The sequence below is a fragment of the Deinococcus depolymerans genome (assembly GCF_039522025.1).
In the GTDB taxonomy this organism is placed as follows: domain Bacteria; phylum Deinococcota; class Deinococci; order Deinococcales; family Deinococcaceae; genus Deinococcus; species Deinococcus depolymerans.
This window is the reverse complement of the sequence record NZ_BAAADB010000003.1, coordinates 196,200-214,528: the sequence shown is the minus strand read 5'-3', so window position 1 is coordinate 214,528 and position 18,329 is coordinate 196,200. Positions and strand designations below refer to the sequence as shown.

The following is an 18,329-nucleotide window of genomic DNA, read 5'->3' as shown; positions in this document are numbered from 1 at the left end:
GGTTCCGGGTGGAGGGCGAAACCGGGGGCAGTGCGCAGGGGTGAGGGTGCGTGGCGGGTGGGGCGTGAACTGCGCGTGAATCACGGCTCATCCTGCACAGATGAGGGGGGCGTAGGCTGACTCTCATGAAAAGTGATCGTCATTTCCCCCTGAAACGACTGCTGGTCCTGGGTGCCCTGGTGGGCGCGGGCGCGTACTACTTCAGCCGTGAACAGAACCGCCGCGCCCTGGATGCCAAACTGGCCGACCTGGGCCTCAAGGACGCCGCGCAGGATGTGGGCCAGAGCGTCACGAAAGGCTGGGAGAAGACCCGTGACGCCGCCAAGGACGCCGGGACCGTGATCGCCGAGAAGGCCGGCGAGGTCAAGGACGCCGCGGCCAGCGGTGCCCAGGCCGCCGCCGACAAGGTCAAGGAAGTGGCCGGTGACGTGAAGGGCGCCGTGGCCGACGCCTCCGGGAAGGCTGCCGACGCCGCCAGGGACACCGCCGCGACCGCCAGCGACCGGGCCGCCGACGTGGCCGACAAGGCCAGGGACGCCGCGGCCGACGCGAAGAACGCCGCGGCCGACAAGGCCGCCGAGGTCAAGGCGGACGTGCAGGCCAAGGCCGCCGACGTGAAGGCCGACGCCACGAAGGCCGCCAACGACGTCAAGGGCGCGGCCCGCGACGCCAAGAAAGCCTGATCCATTTTCCACCAGTGCCGCGCCTCCTCCCCCACCGGAGGGGGCGCGGCCCCTGTCGTGTGATATGGACTCCGATTGGATGGCTGACAAAGCCGTTCAATCCGAGCGGATGCGACCCGGAGAGCTGCTCCGCAGAGAAGGAGCTGGGCGCCCCTCCGGACGTGGAGTTGACAGATCGGTGGTGTTCCGATCTGTTAACGAACAAACGGCAGTCCGTATGGGGGAGCAGGCGCCGCTCCGCCGTCCACGCACCGCGCCCCGATGCCCGCAGCCTCTGGACCGTGACCCTGGCTCCGGCAGGGGCCGCGCGGGGCCGCTACACTCGGCGGCATGACACGCCGGGACCTTGACTCTGGAACCCAGACGCTGGAGCGCACGCGAACGCAGCGGCCCCGGCTGTTCCGGGTACTGCTGCTGAACGACGACTACACCCCGATGGAGTTCGTGGTGGAGGTGCTGCGCCGCTTCTTCCGCAAGTCCGAGCAGGAGGCCGAACTGATCATGCTGGCCGTGCACCACAGGGGGCAGGGCGTGGCGGGCGTGTACTCGCGGGACGTGGCCGAGACGAAGGTGGCGCAGGTGATGGCGGCGGCGCGGCAGGAGGGCTTCCCGCTGCGCGTGGTGGCCGAGCCGGAGGCGGGCGAATGATCAGCGAGCACCTGCAGGTCACGATCGGCCGCGCGGCGGACTACGCGCGTGAGGCCGGACATGAACTGGTGACGCTCGAACACCTGCTGCTGGCCCTGACGCACGACCCGGAGGCGCGTGAGGCGCTGCTGGCGGTGGGTGTGGACGTGGAGCGGCTGCGGGATGATCTGCGGGCGGTGCTGGCGGAGCTGGACGCCGTGCCGGACGCCGAGCCGGATTTCACGCTGGGCGTCCACCGGGTCGTGGAGGGCGCGGTGCTGCAGTTGCACGCCAGCGGCCGTGGCGGACAGGAGGCGGACGGCGCGCGGGTGCTGGTGGAGTTGCTGGAGGAGGAGGACAGTCCGGCGCGCGCCGCGATCGAGGCGCAGGGAGCGTCGCGGCTGGACGTGCTGAATTTCGTGTCTCACGGGACGGCGAGGGTGCCGGGCCGCGAGCGGGAGCGGCGCGTGGCGGGCGTGGACGGCCCGGCCCCGGATGAGGCCGGGGGTGCGGGGCCGGACGTGGACCCGCTGGAGGCGTACGCCGCCGACCTGACGGCGCTGGCGCGGGCCGGGCGCTTCGACCCGGTGATCGGGCGCGGAGCGGAACTGGAACGGGTGGTGCACATCCTGGCGCGGCGCGGGAAGAACAACCCGGTGCTGGTCGGCGAGCCGGGCGTGGGCAAGACCGCGCTGGCCGAGGGACTCGCGCAGCGGATCGCGGACGGGCGGGCGCCGGGGTTCCTGCGGGACGCCAGCGTGTTCGCGCTGGACCTGGGGGCGCTGCTGGCCGGCACGCGGTACCGGGGCGATTTCGAGGCGCGGCTGAAGGCGGTCCTGGCGGCGCTGGACGGGCGGAACGCGGTGCTGTTCATCGACGAGCTGCACACGCTGGTGGGGGCCGGGGCGACCGAGGGCGGGAACGTGGACGCCGCGAACCTCCTGAAGCCGGCGCTGGCCCGCGGCAGCGCGCACGGGCACGGGTTGCGGGTGCTGGGCGCGACCACGCCCGCCGAGCTGCGCTTTCTGGAGAAGGACCGGGCGTTGTGGCGGCGTTTCCAGACGGTCGAGGTGCCCGAGCCGTCCGAGGAGGACGCCCTGAAGATCGTGCAGGGGCTGTCCGGGCGTTACGAGGCGCACCACGGGGTGACGTTCACGCCGGGGGCGCTGGAGGCGGCGGTGCGGCTGTCCGTGCGCCACCTGCGGGACCGCTTCCTGCCGGACAAGGCCATCGATGTGCTCGACGAGGCGGGCGCGGCGCGCAGCAGTACGGGGAAGGGCGGCGTGATCGACGTGCCGGACATCGAGGGCACGGTGGCCCGCATGGCCCGCGTGCCGCTGGGTGCCGTGAAGGCCGAGGAGGTCACGTCCCTGGCGACGCTGGGCGCGGACCTGCGGGCGCGGGTGTTCGGGCAGGACCCGGCCGTGGACGCCGTGGCGAGCGCCGTGAAACTGGCCCGCGCGGGCCTGCGCGACCCGCAGAAACCGCAGGGGGCGTTCCTGTTCGCCGGGCCGACCGGGGTGGGCAAGACCGAACTGGCGCGTGCGCTGGCCGACCGGCTGGGCATTCACCTGGCGCGCTTCGACATGAGCGAGTACCAGGAGGCGCACACGGTCGCGCGCCTGATCGGAGCGCCCCCCGGCTACGTGGGCTTCGATCAGGGGGGCCTGCTGACGGACGCCGTGGCGCGGCACCCGCACGCGGTGGTGCTGCTCGACGAGATCGAGAAGGCGCACCCGGACGTGTACAACGTGTTCCTGCAGCTCATGGACCACGGCACCCTGACCGACCACACCGGGAAGAAGGTGGACGGGCGCGGGTTGATCCTGATCTTCACGACGAACGCCGGGGCGGCCGACGCCTCGCGGCCCGCGCTGGGCTTCGGGCGGGTGGGCCGCGCGGGCGAGGAGGCCGAGGCGGTGAAACGGACGTTCACGCCGGAATTCCGTAACCGCCTGGACGCCGTGCTGCACTTCTCGCCGCTGTCCCCGGCCGTGATGGGCGGCGTGGTGGACAAGTTCATCCGCGAGTTGCAGGTGCAGCTGGCCGAGCGGGGCGTGACTGTCACGGTCAGTCCGGCGGCCCGGGCGCGACTGGCGGAACTGGGGTACGACCCGGCCATGGGCGCCCGCCCGCTGGCGCGGGTGATCGAGACGCGGCTCAAGCGGCCGCTGGCCGACGAGCTGCTGTTCGGGCGCCTGAAGAACGGCGGGAACGTGAAGGTGGGCGTGCGGAACGGGGAATTCACGCTCAACTGAAACTCCGCGCCGGGGCGGGCGGGGCCGCCCCATAGCAGCTGGCGGGCGGTCAGGAGGCGCAGGTGCGGCACCGGCACTTCATGACCACTTCATGCTTTGGTCAGGAATTTCAGCGTGCTGGACGTAAAGGTTCCCTGCGATTCTCCTCATCTAGTCACCGGTGCCAGCCGTGAAGATGAGGGCATGAAACCCACCCTGCTGGCTCTCCTGACCGCTGCCCTCCTCGCCTCCTGCGCTCCCAAGGAAGAGGCGACCCAGACCTCCACGGACGGCACCACTGCCACCACGACCACCGATACCGGCGCCGCTGCCGACAGCACCATGAACAACGGTGACAGCGCCAGCACCAGCGAGGAAGTGGACATGGCGGCCGGCGACGGCCTCGAAGGCACCATCATGGAGTTCGACGGCACCGCCAAGACCTTCGGCCTGAACGAGAACGACAAGAACTACCAGGTCAGCGTGACCGACACCACCACCTACGAGGGTGGCGCCACGACCGCCGAGGAGTTCTTCGGCACCGACCGCAAGGACGCCAACGTCGCCGTGGAAGGCGAGATCGAAGGCGAGAAGCTCGTCGCCAGCAAGATCACCCTGAACTAAGGCGCCTCGCGCCGGGCCGGGTTCCTTCGGGAGCCCGGTTTTTGCTGTGGGTGGCCCGCGGGCGCCCATACGGAATCCGTCTGTTTCGGCAGAGCCGTTGCCATGAGGAGGCGGTCTGTGTCGCCGGGCGGACCTGTCACGCCCTGCAGAAGAGCGAGGGCATGTTGACGGGCAGGACAGACTGGAACAGCGGCGAGGCAGAGAATGGAGGCATGGGCACAGAGACACGGGCACAGCAGACGTCCGGTGCCGTCATTCGGAGAACCGCTCCAGCAGATCGGAACCCCACCGACCTGTCAACGCCACGCCCGGAGCGGCGTTCCTCTCCTGCTCGCTCAGTGGCGCGGCCCTGCGAGTCCGCCCGGGTTGACAGTTGCCAACCTTTCAGCCGGGGGGTGGATCATCCCTCCGGTTGATCCGCCGGGGGAGCGGGAGCGCTATGCTCGGCGGCGTGCGCCGTGTTGTGTGGGTTCTTGTTGCGGCGGCGGGACTGGTGGCCGTGGCCTCCCCCGCCGCGCCGTTTCTCTCCCGGTACGCGGGCGTGCCTTACAGGGCCGACGGGCCCGTGACCCTGGTCGTGGCCGGTGTGGACGTGGATTACGACGACCGGGCGGCCGTGTGGCCCTGGCCGGCGAAGGCGGAGTCGTTCAAGACCCGCACCGACACCATCATGCTGACGCAGGTCTGGCCGGACGGGCGGGTGAACATCCTGGGGGTCCCGCGCGACTCCTGGGTGAACCTGCCCGGATACGGCTGGGGGAAGATCAACGGTGCCAACGTCCACGGGGGACCGGACATGCTGATGCGCGCCGTGCAGACCCTGACCGGCGTGACCGTGGACGGGTACGTGCTGGTGAGCCTGAATGCCGTGCCGGCCCTGACGGAGGCTGCGGGCGGGGTGACGGTGGATGTGGGGCAGGCGATGAAGTACGACGACAACGCCGGGAACCTGCACATTGACCTGAAGCCTGGGCGGCAGCGCCTGAACGGCGAGCAGATGGTGGGCTTCCTGCGTTTCCGGCACGACAACCTGGGGGATATCGGGCGGATCGCGCGGCAGCAGCAGTTCGTGGGGGCGCTGGGCGAGCAGGTGCGGAGCCCGCTGAACGTGTGGCGGCTCCCGCTGATGGTGGCGGCGGTGGACCGGAACATGAAGTCGAACCTGACCCGGTCGCAGGTGGGCGCGTTGATGGGGGCGGGCCTGGGCGGCGTGAAGATCAGGACCCATCAGGTGCCCGGCACGTTCGGGTACCGGGGTGCGGCGAGCGTGTGGGAGGTGGACCGCGCGGCGCTGAACACGCTTGTCGCGAAGCACTTCCGGGATCCGAACGATGCGCGGTCGCTGGGCGTGGCGGTCGTGAACACCGACGCCCCGGACGGCAGTGCCGGGCGGCTGAAGGCGCGGCTGGAGGGCCTGGGGTACACGAACGTCTGGATCGCGAACGAGGCGCGCGTCCCTGCGAGGACCACCGCGTCCGGGGCGGCGGCGGCGCGGGTGCTGCGCGACGTGGGCTTCGGGACGGTCAGCGATCAGCCGCTGGTGTCCGGCGCGGACGTGACGGTGCGCCTGGGCTCGGACACACCTGCACCCTGATACGGACCCGGGTTGAATGGCTGACAGAGCCGTTCAATCCGAGCGGATGCGACTCGGAGAGCTGCCCCGCAGAGGAGGAGCTGGGCGGGTTCCGGACGTGGAGTTGACAGATCGGTGGTGGTCCGATCTGTGAACGAAACAAACGGCAGTCCGTATGAGGGGGGTGGGAGAGGAGGCACCCATCCACTGCCGGTTTTCCGGCCCCCCCTCTTGATCTGAAACGATTCAGACCGTACTGTGCTGGGCATGACCTCCTCCCTGACCGGCGAGCTGAAGTGGTGGCAGAGCGGCATCATCTACCAGATCTACCCGCGTTCCTTCCAGGATGACAGCGGCGACGGCGTGGGCGACCTGCGCGGCATCACCCGCCGCCTGCCGTACGTGGCGAGCCTGGGCGTGCGGGCCGTGTGGCTCTCCCCCATCTTCAGGAGTCCCATGCGCGACTTCGGGTACGACGTCGCCGACTACTGCGACATCGACCCGCTGTTCGGGACGCTGGAGGACTTCGACGCCTTCGTGGCCGAGGCGCACCGCCTGGACCTGAAGGTCATGCTGGACTACGTGCCCAACCACTCGTCGTCCGACCACGCGTGGTTCCAGGAGGCCCTGACCGGCAAGGACAGCGCGAAACGCGACTGGTACGTGTGGCGCGACCCGGCTCCCGGCGGCGGCCTGCCGAACAACTGGAAGTCCTTCTTCGGCGGGCCCGCCTGGACGCTGGACGAGGCGAGCGGGCAGTACTACCTGCACCAGTTCCTGCCCAGCCAGCCGGACCTGAACTGGCGCAACCCGGCCGTCCGGGAGGCGATGTTCGACGCGCTGCGCTTCTGGATGCGCCGGGGCGTGGACGGCTTCCGCGTGGACGTGATCTGGCTGCTCGCCGAGGACGACCGCTACCTGGACGAACCCGAGAATCCGGACTGGCAGCCCGGCCAGCCCGAACACTGGAGCCTGCTGCACCCGTACACGCAGGACCAGCCGGAGACACACGCGTACATCCGCGAGATGCGCGCCGTGCTGGACGAGTTCGATGACCGCATGATGGTCGGCGAGATCTACCTGCCGGTCGACCGCCTGCTGCCGTACTCGGGCACCGAGGACGCGCGGATGGTGCACCTGCCGTTCAACTTCCACCTGATCCTGATCCCCTGGACCGCCGCCGAGGTGCGGCAGTTCGCGGACGGGTACGACGCGGCGTGCCTCGCGGCGGGCGCGTGGCCTAACTGGGTGCTCGGCAACCACGACCAGCACCGCTTCCGCAGCCGCGTGGGCGACGCGCAGTACCGCGTGGCGCAGACCCTGCTGCTGACGCTGCGCGGCACGCCCACCGTGTACTACGGCGACGAGATCGGCATGCGCGACGTGCCCATCCCCGCTGACCGCATCGTGGACCCGGCCGCGCTTCAGCAGCCCGACAGTCCCGAGGCGGGCCGCGACCCGGAACGCACGCCCATGCAGTGGGACGCTTCCGTGAATGCGGGCTTCAGTGCGCCCGGCACGACGCCGTGGCTGCCCCTCGCGGACGACTTCGCCACCCTGAACGTCGCCGCGCAGGAGAACGACCCGCGCAGCGACCTGAACTACTTCCGCGCCCTGACCCGTCTGCGCCAGGAGCACCCCGCGCTGATCGGCGGTTCGTACCGCAGCGTGGACGCCCCGGACGGCGTGTTCGCCTTCGTACGCGAAGGTCACGGCGAGACCCTGACCGTCCTGCTGAACTTTGGCGCGCAGACCCACGACCTCGGCGCGCTGGCGGCCGGCGAGACGCTCCTGAGCAGTCACGGCGACCACCCCGCGAGCGGCGCACCCCTGCGCCCGGACGAGGCCCGCATCCTGCGCTGATGGGTCTGGCCGCCGCCTGCGCTCCCGGCGGGGCGGCGGTCATCCGGTTTCCGGTCGAACCGCTGGCAGCACCGGGTCACCCGGGGCGGGAGGCGGATTCACGCCCGGATCGGGGTCCGTCTCATACGGACTCCGATTGAATGGGCTGCTAAGCCCGCTGGGTCCGAGCGGATGCGACCCGGAGAGCTGCTCCGCAGAGCAGGAGAGAAACGCCCCTCCGGACGTGGAGCTGGCAATCCGGTGAACTTCCGGATGGTCGGCTAAACAAACGGAATCCGGATCATACGGACCCGGAGAGCGGCGCCGCAGAGCGGGAGCCCGGAGGACGGTCGGGCGTGGCGCTGGCAACCCGGGGCCAGACAGTCGGAGTCCGGATCAGTAGGGCAGTTGCGCGAGCCTCAGCAGTTCCCGGCGGACCCTTCCGGCGTCGTTCGGGCGTTCTGCCCGGTGCGTGCGGGTCAGGGTGGCGTGCAGGGATCCCAGCGGGTCGGCACTCAGCGGGTAGGGTTCGTCGGATTCCGGCAGGCGGCCGTGAATGCCCCAGCCGATCAGGACGCCCACCCCGTACAGGTCACTTTCCGGTCCGAGCGGTTCGCCACGGGCCGCTTCCGGGCTCTGGAAGGCGGCGGTGCCCATGCGGACCGGGGTGTCGAAGGTCTCGAAGGCCGGGCCGGACAGGTCGAAGTCCACCAGTTTGGCGCTGCCGTCCTCGTCGACCATGATGTTCTCGGGTTTGATGTCGCGGTGGACCAGGCCGCGCCCGTGCAGGTAGGTGAGGGCGTCGAGCAGGTGGACGATGGTCAGCAGGAAGGCCCGCCGGTCCCGCTGCGCGGCGGGCCGCTGCGCGAAGCGCTGGAACATCACCTCTCCGCGCGCCAGGGTGCCCACCAGCGCGGGTTGTTCGTCCACGACGGCGCGGTGCAGCACCCGCACCAGCCGGGGGTGGTGAAGGTCATGCGCGTGCTGGTACTCGCGGTCCGCGTACCCGCTGAGGTGCGCGGGGAAGATCTTCACGGCGCAGGGCTGACCGTCGCGCGCCACGGCGAAGTACACCAGACTGTGAGAGCCGCGGCCGACGGGACGGATGAGTCTCACTCCGTCGCCCACGATCTGTCCTGCGAGAGGCATCCCGTACAAGCTACCCCAGCGGCGCGCGGGGCGGGTAGACCTGCCGGGGTGCGCGGGGGACGGCGGGGAACGGGACCAGCTGAAAGTGTCGTCGGAAGGCCCGGAATCACCTCAAACTGAACCGGGTTCAATATCCGGGCGGCTCCCCGTAGAATCAGCAGCATGACGCCTGCCCTGCCCGCGCCCGCCTCCCGCTTCCCGCAGGGCCCCGCATGAGCGGGTACGGCCTGGTCCTGGGCGGAGGCGGCGCACGCGGACTGGCGCACGTGGGCGTCTGGCAGGTACTCGAGGAACGCGGCGTCCTGCCGGACGTGGTGGCCGGCACCAGCATGGGCGGGCTGGTGGGCGCTTTCATCGCCGCCGGGTACAGCGGCGATGAACTGGAACGGATCTCGCGGTCCGTCTCCTGGCGGCGGCTGCTGGACCTGCGCCCTGGCCCCGGCCTGATCCGCACGTCCAGCCTGAGTGCGTGGCTGACCCATCACCTGCCGCCCACCTTCGAGGAGCTGCGCCGGCCGCTGGCGATCACCGCGACCGACATGCTCTCGGGCCGCGCGGTGTACCTCACGCGCGGGGACCTGCACAGCGCCCTGCGCGCCACGACCGCGTACCCGGGCGCGCTGGAACCCGTTCCCATGGACGACATGCTGCTCTCGGACGGCGGCATCCTGAACCAGGTGCCGGTGGACGCCGCGCTGTTCCTGGGGGCGCGGCGCGTGCTGGCCGTGGACGTGACCGCCCCCGACCCGCTGGAACTGCATGAGCGGCGCGTGCTGCTCTGGAAACGCGAGGCGAACCTGGGGCCGCTGCGGGCGCTGCGCCGCTCGGTGGAGATCATGCAGGCGCAACTGACCGACGCCCGCATCAGCCTGTACCGCCCGGACGTGCTGCTGCGCCCCCAGCTGGGCGACATCGACCTGATGAACTTCAACCGCGCCGCGCAGGCCACCCAGGCCGGACGCGACGCGGCCCTGAGTGAACTGCCCCGCATCCGCGCCCTGCTGGGCTGAGACGGACTCCGATTGAACGGCCCTGCAAGCCATCCAATCCGAGCGGATGCGACTCGGAGAGCTGCCCCGCAGAGGAAGAGCTGGGCGGATTCCGGACGTGGAGTTGACGACCCGGTGCCGTTCCGGGTTGTCAACGAAACAAATGGAATCCGTATGATCCGTCACCCGACGGGCAGCACCCGCCCGGAGACATGCGGCCCGGTCCCATCCGGTATTCTGCCCGGTGCATGACCAGACCTGACAGACCTGCACCGACCGCCCTCCAGAAGCTGTGGAAGGAGCTGCTCGAACCGATCGTGTTCGCGGTGGTCATCACGCAGTTCGTTGCGACGCTGGTCGGCGTGGACGGCGTGAGCATGATGCCGAACCTGCGCAACGGCGAGCGCGTGTTCGTGCCGAAGTACGAGACGTGGCTGCACAAGGCCGGGGTGGGGGAATTCAAGCGCGGGGACATCCTGATCTTCAAGCCGTCCCGTGAGGCCAGCACCCAGATCGCCAACCTGAACAAGAGCGCGTTCGGACTGTGGACCTACCGGCCCTTCCTGATCAAGCGCCTGATCGGCCTGCCCGGCGACCGCATCAGCATCACGGGCGGCGAGGTGACCGTGAACGGCACGCCGCTGGATGCCAGCTGGACGACCTCCTACTGGAAGGAGCAGGGCTGCTGGGACACGCAGAGCGACCTGGCGAACTACGCCACCGCGTCCGTGAACTACGGCGTCGTGTCGGACCAGAAGGAGTTCACGGTGCCGGCCGGCAGCTACTACGTGATGGGCGACAACCGCACGCAGAACGGCTCCGAGGATTCCCGCATGATCGGTCCGGTCGAACGGCGGGACGTGGCGGGCCGCGCGGCCGCCGTCGTGTGGCCCATCATGCGCAAGGCGAACGTGAAGTACGACTGCAGCGCCGGGACGGTCGCGGAGTTCAGCGGCGAGAACGTCCTGAACTGGCGTCTGCTGACCCCTCCCGCCGGGTTCGGCGCGCTCAAGACCCCCACCGCACCCTGACCCCCTCGGCACCCTGACCCCCTCGGCACCCTGACCCACGCCGCGGTCCCGGGATCGGCCGGGGCGCGGCGTGCAGGGTCAGCCGGGGGCGGGCCGCGCGTGGCCTTCCCCGGCCGGGACGGCCATACGGACTGCCGTTTGTTTCGTTCACAGATCGGAACACCACCGATCTGTCAACGCCACGTCCGGAGGGGCGTGTTGCTCCCACTCGCTTCGCTCGGATTGAACGGGCTTTGTAAGCCATTCAATCGGAGTCCTTATCAGTCCACGTCCTCCGGTCCGTCGGGTCCGAGGGACGTGATCTCGGTGTGTTCGCTCGCGACGCGGTACGGCCCTTCCCGGGCAATGTAGTCGGCGGCCATGCGCAGCGTCTCCTCGACCCAGCCGTAGTCGTTGCTGATGGTCGCCACGCCGATCACTTCCCAGTCGTGGGCGTCCAGGCCGTCCAGGCGGGCGACGGTCAACGGGTAGCGGGCCTTGAGGCGCTCCACGACGGGCCGCACCAGGGCGCGTTTCTCCTTGAGGCTGGCGACCCAGGGCATCTCGACCCGGATGGTCAGGACGCCCACATAGCCGAGCGCCACGCTCAGAGCATGCCGGCCAGGAAACCCTGACGGCGCACGGCGCGCACGAGGTCCATGACGGTCAGTTGTGAGGGGTCGTAGTGCACTTCGATCTGGCCGTCGTCGGGCGTGGCGCGTATCACGCCGGGCAGGGCAGTCAGGGCGGCAGCGACGGCGGTCCCGGCGTCGCGGGTCATGCCGCGCACGCCCAGCAGCACGCGGGTGGCGGTGTTGGTCATGACGGTCATTATGCCTCCTGGCTGCCGGTGCGCAGGCGGATGCCGGGCGCGGTATCGGCGCGGGTGCCGAGGTGACACACGGCGCTCTGCCCGGTCACGACGGCGCTCTCGCTGAGCGCGGCGGCGTGCAGTTCGGGTGTCAGCGTGAAGTGCAGTTCGTACACGGCGGTGTCGTACGCGCTTTTCACGGCGGCGTGCAGCAGGCCGGTGTGCGTGCCGTCCGGGGCGTCGGGGGCGACGCTGACGGTCCGCACCAGGACCAGGGGACGGTCGCCCTGCCACACGGACTGCGCGAGGATGAACCCCATCAGGGTGTCGCCCTCCTCGGCGGCGAAGGAGTGTTCGCTGCGCTCGTAGAACTTCAGGGCCGGGAGGCTGGTGTGGAGGCGGCCGTCGCGTTCCCGTTCCGGGAGGGTGTCGAAGGCCGGGTCGCGTTGGCGTTGCAGGCGCAGGTCGAGGGCCTGCATGGCCGGGTAGTCGGCCTCGGTGAAGGTGCGGTAGCGCATGCGGGCAGGCTAGCCCATGCGGGACGGGGCGACCGTGAAGCGGCGTGCGGCGGCGGGTGGAACCGCGCGGGGAACACGGGGGGTGGCGCGCGTTACAGGCCTTCGGTCTCGCGGGGGTAGCGTTGCCGCCACAGCTGCCAGCCCTCGTCGGGGAAGGCCCGCCGGGCTTCCGGGGCGAACAGGCGCGCGCCCTCACGTTCCAGTTCCGGGTCGGGGGTGGGGATCACCTCGGTGTCCTGCATGGCGGGGTGGTCGCTCCAGCGGATCAGGCGTCCGGAGCCGCCCCAGGGGTCGTCCGTGACCCACACGACGCGGCCCACGCCGAGCAGGGCGCTGGCACCGCCGCACATCAGGCAGGGTTCCAGGCTGGTGTACAGCGTCAGGGTTTCCGGGTTGTCGAGGCTGCCGGCGCTGAAGTACAGGTCCATCTCGGCGTGGGCGACGCTGGCCTTTCCGACGTGTTCGGGGGTCTGCGCCTCGCCCACCCGGTTGCGGCCGCGTGCGACCTCGTGACCGCTGGCGTCGACCAGTACGGCACCGACCGGCGCGCTGCCGGCCTGCTGCGCTTCGCGGGCGAGGTCCAGGGTGAGTCGCAGCCAGCGGCGGTGGTCGGTGGGGGTGGGGGTCTGGGGGGGCATGGCGGCAGTCTGACGGTCTGACGGAAGAATTCTGTGTGCTGGGCTGTGTTCTGCGCGTGCGTGAAGACCCGATTCAGGGTGAGGCTGCTTACGGTTCGGGCGGGGTCAGCTATTGATGACACCCCAATTTTGCTTATACTGAGTTCAACTTCGTACCCATCTGTCCCGCTCCAGACCCGCCGGGGTCGCCCCCCAGACGTTCCACCGGACCGCGCGGAACAGATTCCACCCTCCATCCCCGCCACCCGGCCTGCCGCTGGGCCGGGGCACCCCCGCAGGAGTGCCATGACACACCCAACCCACCCCCGCCCCTGGCTGAGCAGCTACGAAAGCGGCGTGCCCCGCACCTTCACGCCCAGCGGCCTGACCCTGCCCGCCCTGCTGGAACGCGCCGCCGCCAAGTACCCGGACCACACCGCCCTGACCTTCATCGGCGCGACCACCAGCTACCGCCAGCTGTGGCAGGACGCCCAGCGCTTCGCAGCCGCGCTGCGCCGCATGGGCGTGCGCCCCGGCGACCGCGTGTCCATCATGCTGCCCAACACCCCGCAGTTCGTGACCAGCTTCTACGGCACGCTGCTGGCCGGCGCGATCGCCGTGAACACCAGCCCCATGTACACGGCCAGCGAACTCGAACACCAGCTGCAGGACAGCGGCAGCGAGACCCTGATCATCCTCGACAGTTTCTACCCCCGCTACCAGGAAATCCGCACGCGCGTCCCGGTCAAACGCGTTCTCGTGACCGGCGTGCAGGACGCCCTGAGCTTTCCCAAGAACCTCCTCTACCCCGTCAAGGCCCGCCGCGAGGGCAGCTGGGTCAACGTGCCCTACGACGAGCGCGTCCTGCCCTACCGCAAGGTCCTGGCCTCGCAGCCTGCCGCCGCGCCCACCGTCAGCCTCCAGCCGGACGACGTGGCCCTGCTGCAGTACACCGGCGGCACCACCGGCGTTCCCAAGGGCGCCATGCTCACGCACGCCAACCTCGTCTCGAACTGCGAGCAGGCACGCAGCTGGATGAGCGACCTGCACGAGGGCCAGGAAGTCACGCTGGCCGCCATTCCGTTCTTCCACGTGTACGGCATGACGGTCGCCATGAACCTCAGCATCCTGATCGGCGCGAACATCGTCCTGGTCCCCAACCCCCGCGACCTGAAGATGGTCCTCACGCAGATCGAACGCTCGCGCGCCACGCTGTTCCCCGCCGTGCCCACCCTGTACAACGCCATCAACAACCACCCGGACACCCCCCGGCACGACCTGACCAGCATCCGCGCCTGCATCAGCGGCAGCGCCCCCCTGCTGCTCGAAACCGCCCGCAGGTTCAAGGAAATCACCGGCGGCGCCAACCTCGTCGAGGGGTACGGCCTGACCGAGGCCAGCCCCATCACGCACGTCAACCCCATCTTCGGCGACCAGCTCGAAGGCAGCATCGGCCTGCCCGTCCCCGGGGTGGACGCCATCATCGTCAGCGACGACGGGCAACCCACCCCGTCCGGCGAGGTCGGCGAACTGTGGGTCGCCGGGCCGCAGATCATGAAAGGCTACTGGCAGCGCGACGACGAGACCGCCAAGACCCTGCGCCAGCAGGACGGTCAGGTGTGGCTCATGACCGGCGACATGGCCACCATGGACGACCGCGGCTACTTCCGCATCGTGGACCGCAAGAAGGACCTGATCATCGCCGGCGGGTACAACATCTACCCCCGCGAGGTCGAAGAAGCCCTGATGAGCCACCCCGCCGTCCTCGAGGCCGCCGCCGTCGGCGTGCCCGACCCCTACCGCGGCGAGAGCGTCCACGCGGTCGTCGCCCTGAAACCCGGCCAGACCGCCAGCGAAACCGACATCATCACGCACTGCAAGGGCCTGCTGAGCGCCTACAAGGTGCCCCGCAGCGTCGAATTCCGCACCGAACTCCCCAAGACCGCCGCCATGAAGATCCTGCGCCGCCAGCTTGCCCAGGAAGCCCGCGAGACCCGCGCCGCCAGGAGCGCCTGATCCGGACTCCGGTTGAATGGCTGACAGAGCCGTTCCATCCGAGCGGATGCGACCCGGAGAGCTGCCCCGCAGAGGAGGACCTGGGCGGGTTCCGGACGTGGAGTTGACAGATCGGCGGTGTTCCGATCTGTGAACGAAACAAACGGCAGTCCGTATCACCCCACACGGACCCGCAGAGCGCCGGGGAGGCGGGCCTGGAGAGGGCAATCCGGCGCCACTTCCGATCTGTGAACGACACACACGGCAGTCCGTATGCACGGCAGGAAGCAGGCAGCGGGAAAACAGAGGGGGCGGCCTGCTCAGGCCGCCCCCCCCGGCCGTCTGCCGGTGTGTCCCGATCCTAGGCGTTGGCCAGAGGCGCGTAGGCGGTCGCGCTGCCGTTCAGGGCGCTCGCGGGGCGTCCGGCGCGGATGGCAGCGGCGCCCGCCAGGGCAATCATGGCGCCGTTGTCGGTGTTCAGGCCCTTCCCCGGGAACACGACGTTCAGACCGGTCGCGCGGAACGCCTCGCGCAGCGCCCCGTTGGCGGCGACCCCGCCGGACACGACCACGGTTCGCCGCTCGTTGGCCTGCGCGGCGCGGACGGTGGTCTTCACCAGGAAACTCACGGCCGCCCGCTGGAAGCTCGCGGCGAGATCCTCGGCACGCGCGCCGCCCCGGTGGGCGAGCAGCGCCGCCGTCTTCAGGCCACTGAAACTGAAATCGAAGGCCTTCTGCCCCTGCAGCGGTTCCTTGAACGGCACGGCGTTGGGGTCGCCACGCATCGCCGCCTCACTGATGGCCGGGCCGCCCGGATAGCCCAGGCCCGCCAGGCGCGCGATCTTGTCGAAGGCCTCGCCGGCCGCGTCGTCCATGGTGGCTCCGACCAGCCGGTACTCCCCGTCGCGTGGCACGTCGAACAGGTGCGTGTGCCCGCCACTGACGACCAGCGCCAGGTACGGGGCGCGCAGCTCGGCCTCGCTGGCCGCCGCGAAGATGTGCCCCTCCAGGTGATGCGCGGCGTGGAACGGCACGTTCAGCGCCTGCGCCAGTCCCTTGCCGTACATCAGGCCCACCAGCAGCGCCCCGACCAGACCGGGGCCGGACGTGGCGGCCACCGCGTCGAGGTCCGTGACGGTCAGGCCCGCCTCCTGCAGGGCGTCCTGCAGGATCTCGTCGATCCGTTCGACGTGTTCGCGGCTGGCCAGTTCCGGCATGACGCCCCCGTAGCGGGCGTGCACCGTCTGCGACCACACCCGGTTGGACAGCAGCTGCACGCGCCCGTCCGGCAGGAGTTCCACGACACCCACCCCGGTATCGTCGCAGGACGTGTCGATGCCCAGCACGCGGACAGGACCGGAACGCAGGGGAGCGGAAGGCCCGGAATCGGCAGAAACACTCATCGGGGGGGAGTGTAGCAGGCAGACCGGACGCCAACGGTGACGGGGAGCGGGGGACGGTCAGGGGGCGGGGCGTGACCACCCGCAGCCACCCACGCGCCGCGGCCTGCCGCCCACTTCCTCTCAGCGTTGCTGGTCACGGACGGCGGCGAGCGTCTCCTCGAACTCGTCGAGGAATTCGTCTTCCAGGGCGCGGTCGCGGATCAGGGCGTCCTGTTCGGTGGTGGCCTGCTCGCGGGTCCAGCGGACGCGGGCCTGCCGGGCGCTGCTGACGTTGCCACGGCCGGCAATGAACCGCGCGGCGTGCCGGACGGCGGCATGGGGGTCCTCGGTGGGCGCGGTGACACTGAGGTTCCGCAAGCCCCCCTGGTCATTCACCATCGAGCAGGTCACCTCGACGCGCAGGCCGCGGCGCGCCAGGAAGACCTGATCCACCCGCCACATGCTCGTGGCGCGGATGGGTTCCGGCGCGGCGCGGGGCGGGCGGCGGCGCGGCATGTCAGCGGCCGCCAGACAGCGGCGGGTGCCACTCGCGGGCCTGTTCCAGCCCCAGCAGGACGCGGCCGGCCCCCTCGGCCAGCGCCTCGAGTTCCAGTTCGCCCGGAATGACCAGGACCGGCGCGATCCACGCGACGCGCCGCTCGATCCGGTCGACCAGTTCATCCCAGCGGGCAATGCCGCCCGTGATGACCAGTGCGTCCGGGCGGCCGCTGAGCGCCCCGGTCTGCTCGCCGAGCGCCTTGCAGACCTGATGCACGAATGCGGCGGCGACGGCCTGCACGTCCGGGTCGCTGGGGAGCCGCTGCTCCAGGTCACGCAGGTCGCGGCTGCCGGTCAGGGCGAGAAAGCCCCCCTCGCTGCTCAGGCGCGTGAGGGTCCCGGCCTCGCCGAGCTCGCGGGCCAGTGCCAGCAGGGCGCGGGTGGGCAGGGGGCCGCTCTGCATGGCGCCCAGCGGGCCGCCGTCCGGGCCGGTGCCGGTCGTGTCGGCGGCGCGGCCGCGGTCGAAGGCGGTGACGCTGGTGGTCGCGCCGAGGTGCGCGACCACCACGCGGGCGTCCTGGAAGCGCTTGCCGACCTCGTGGGCGGCGCGACGGGCGACGGCGCGGGCGTTCAGGGCGTGGAATTCGGCGGTGCGGCGCACACCCTGAACGCCGGTCAGGCGCGCTTCCGGCAGCAGTTCGTCGGCACTCTGCGGGTCCACGATGAAGGCAGACACGCCGCGCACCTGGGCGGTCGCGAGGGCGAGCGGGCCGCCCAGGTTGGGGGGGTAACTGGCGCCGCTGCCGCTGACGGCGTAGGCGGAGAGTTCCGGCGTGACGCGGTACGTGCCGGTCGCGACCTGCCCGATCAGGCCGCCGCGGCCCACGATGGCGTCCGGGGCGGGCCAGTCGGCGGTCAGGGCCAGGACGGCGCGGGTGAGTTCCGGAACCTGATCGGCCGTGGGGGGGGCCGTGAGGGGCAGTTCGGCGCGCGTGAGGGTCAGACGCAGCTGTCCGGGCAGCGCCGGATTCTCGCTGGGTTCGATGCTCGCGCAGGCGAGCTTGATCCCACTGGTTCCTGGATTGATCACATGGGCGATCACAACGCCGCAGCGTACCAGATCGCCCGCCGCAACGGCCGGGACAAATGAGGATCCCTTCAAGACCCTCTCATACGGACTCCGATTGAATGGTCTTTGCAGCCCATTCAATCCGAGCGGATGCGACTCGGAGAGCTGCCCTGCAGAGTGGGAGCTGGGCGGGTTCCGGACGTGGAGTTGGCAACCCGGTGAAGTTCCGGATTGTTGGCGAAACAAACGGAATCCGTATCATGCGGACCCGGAGAGCTGCTCCGCAGAGAAGGAGAGAAACGCCCCTCCGGACGTGGCGCTGGCCATCCGGTGAAGTTCCGGATGGTCGGCGAACCAGACGGCAGTCCGGATCATCAATGGTGCGGACAGGTTCATACCTTCAGGGCAGACCGGCCATGAACACGCCGTGTTTCCCCCTCCCGCCTGAGGGGGGAGGCCGGGAGGGGGTGAGCAGGAATGGCGTTACAGAGGACGTGTTCCATGCTTATCCCCTCTGGCGCTTGAAAGGTGTCCGCACCATTGATGATCCGGACCCGGATTGAACGGTTGATCAAACCCGCTCAATCCGAGCGAAGCGACTTGGAGAGCTGCTCCGCAGAGCAGGAGCACAGGGGGTGCCGGGCCGGGCAGAGACGACCCGCGGCGCGGCCCCGCATACCGGGGGCGCGGCAGAGGGCGGGGGTGG

Annotated in this window: 17 protein-coding genes; 9 read left to right on the top strand and 8 right to left on the bottom strand. The window is 70.2% G+C overall.

Annotated elements, in window-relative coordinates; all coding sequences use genetic code 11:
* Positions 1–125 precede the first annotated feature (125 nt).
* The 6 genes from ABDZ66_RS01405 to ABDZ66_RS01380 all read left to right on the top strand — a co-directional run bounded on the left by ABDZ66_RS01405 (position 126) and on the right by ABDZ66_RS01380 (position 7,607).
* Positions 126–683, top strand: coding sequence for a desiccation-associated late embryogenesis abundant protein (locus ABDZ66_RS01405; RefSeq protein WP_343755239.1), 558 nt, complete (start codon positions 126–128; stop codon positions 681–683).
* A gap of 330 nt (positions 684–1,013) precedes the next feature.
* Positions 1,014–1,331, top strand: coding sequence for an ATP-dependent Clp protease adapter ClpS (clpS, locus tag ABDZ66_RS01400; protein WP_343755237.1), 318 nt, complete (start codon positions 1,014–1,016; stop codon positions 1,329–1,331).
* Complete coding sequence (locus ABDZ66_RS01395; RefSeq protein WP_343755235.1) at positions 1,328–3,568, top strand: AAA family ATPase; 2,241 nt, start codon at positions 1,328–1,330, stop codon at positions 3,566–3,568. Before clpS ends, ABDZ66_RS01395 begins: the two co-directional genes overlap by 4 nt.
* 183 nt (positions 3,569–3,751) lie before the next feature.
* Positions 3,752–4,171: a hypothetical protein gene (locus ABDZ66_RS01390; protein WP_343755233.1), complete on the top strand. Its 420-nt coding sequence runs from the start codon at positions 3,752–3,754 to the stop codon at positions 4,169–4,171.
* Positions 4,172–4,622: 451 nt separating this feature from the next.
* Positions 4,623–5,765, top strand: coding sequence for an LCP family protein (locus ABDZ66_RS01385; protein WP_343755231.1), 1,143 nt, complete (start codon positions 4,623–4,625; stop codon positions 5,763–5,765).
* Positions 5,766–6,011: 246 nt separating this feature from the next.
* Complete coding sequence (locus ABDZ66_RS01380) at positions 6,012–7,607, top strand: alpha-amylase family glycosyl hydrolase (RefSeq protein ID WP_343755229.1); 1,596 nt, start codon at positions 6,012–6,014, stop codon at positions 7,605–7,607.
* A 375-nt stretch (positions 7,608–7,982) separates the two neighbouring features.
* Here ABDZ66_RS01380 and ABDZ66_RS01375 read toward each other — a convergent pair whose 3' ends face one another.
* The gene (locus ABDZ66_RS01375) at positions 7,983–8,735 is read right to left on the bottom strand and encodes a serine/threonine-protein kinase (protein ID WP_343755228.1); all 753 of its coding nucleotides are present in this window, start codon (positions 8,733–8,735) and stop codon (positions 7,983–7,985) included.
* 212 nt (positions 8,736–8,947) lie between these two features.
* Between ABDZ66_RS01375 and ABDZ66_RS01370 the strand changes: the two genes are divergently transcribed.
* A complete protein-coding gene (locus ABDZ66_RS01370; protein ID WP_343755226.1) occupies positions 8,948–9,745 on the top strand; it encodes a patatin-like phospholipase family protein in 798 nt (265 codons plus the stop codon).
* Positions 9,746–9,972: 227 nt separating this feature from the next.
* The gene (gene lepB / locus ABDZ66_RS01365; RefSeq protein WP_343755225.1) at positions 9,973–10,755 is read left to right on the top strand and encodes a signal peptidase I; all 783 of its coding nucleotides are present in this window, start codon (positions 9,973–9,975) and stop codon (positions 10,753–10,755) included.
* 260 nt (positions 10,756–11,015) lie between these two features.
* Here the strand turns inward: lepB and ABDZ66_RS01360 are convergent, their stop codons facing one another.
* The 4 genes from ABDZ66_RS01360 to ABDZ66_RS01345 all read right to left on the bottom strand — a co-directional run bounded on the left by ABDZ66_RS01360 (position 11,016) and on the right by ABDZ66_RS01345 (position 12,701).
* A complete protein-coding gene (locus ABDZ66_RS01360) occupies positions 11,016–11,339 on the bottom strand; it encodes a DUF503 domain-containing protein (protein ID WP_343755224.1) in 324 nt (107 codons plus the stop codon).
* Positions 11,340–11,341: 2 nt separating this feature from the next.
* Positions 11,342–11,566: a heavy-metal-associated domain-containing protein gene (locus ABDZ66_RS01355; protein WP_343755222.1), complete on the bottom strand. Its 225-nt coding sequence runs from the start codon at positions 11,564–11,566 to the stop codon at positions 11,342–11,344.
* The gene (locus tag ABDZ66_RS01350) at positions 11,566–12,063 is read right to left on the bottom strand and encodes a DUF1999 domain-containing protein (RefSeq protein ID WP_343755220.1); all 498 of its coding nucleotides are present in this window, start codon (positions 12,061–12,063) and stop codon (positions 11,566–11,568) included. Before ABDZ66_RS01350 ends, ABDZ66_RS01355 begins: the two co-directional genes overlap by 1 nt.
* Positions 12,064–12,155: 92 nt before the next feature.
* Positions 12,156–12,701 (bottom strand): nucleoside deaminase, encoded by a 546-nt coding sequence (locus ABDZ66_RS01345; RefSeq protein WP_343755218.1) that lies wholly within the window; start codon positions 12,699–12,701, stop codon positions 12,156–12,158.
* A gap of 285 nt (positions 12,702–12,986) precedes the next feature.
* On the opposite strand from ABDZ66_RS01345, the gene ABDZ66_RS01340 reads away from it, so the two are divergent.
* Complete coding sequence (locus ABDZ66_RS01340; protein ID WP_343755216.1) at positions 12,987–14,696, top strand: long-chain-fatty-acid--CoA ligase; 1,710 nt, start codon at positions 12,987–12,989, stop codon at positions 14,694–14,696.
* A 340-nt stretch (positions 14,697–15,036) separates the two neighbouring features.
* Here the strand turns inward: ABDZ66_RS01340 and tsaD are convergent, their stop codons facing one another.
* The 3 genes from tsaD to ABDZ66_RS01325 all read right to left on the bottom strand — a co-directional run bounded on the left by tsaD (position 15,037) and on the right by ABDZ66_RS01325 (position 17,656).
* Complete coding sequence (tsaD, locus tag ABDZ66_RS01335; protein ID WP_343755214.1) at positions 15,037–16,077, bottom strand: tRNA (adenosine(37)-N6)-threonylcarbamoyltransferase complex transferase subunit TsaD; 1,041 nt, start codon at positions 16,075–16,077, stop codon at positions 15,037–15,039.
* A gap of 120 nt (positions 16,078–16,197) precedes the next feature.
* Complete coding sequence (locus ABDZ66_RS01330) at positions 16,198–16,572, bottom strand: hypothetical protein (protein WP_343755212.1); 375 nt, start codon at positions 16,570–16,572, stop codon at positions 16,198–16,200.
* Between the two features lies 1 nt (position 16,573).
* Positions 16,574–17,656 carry a butyrate kinase gene (locus ABDZ66_RS01325; protein ID WP_343755210.1) on the bottom strand — a complete coding sequence of 361 codons (1,083 nt, stop codon included), beginning with the start codon at positions 17,654–17,656 and terminating at the stop codon, positions 16,574–16,576.
* Between the last annotated feature and the right edge of the window lie 673 nt (positions 17,657–18,329).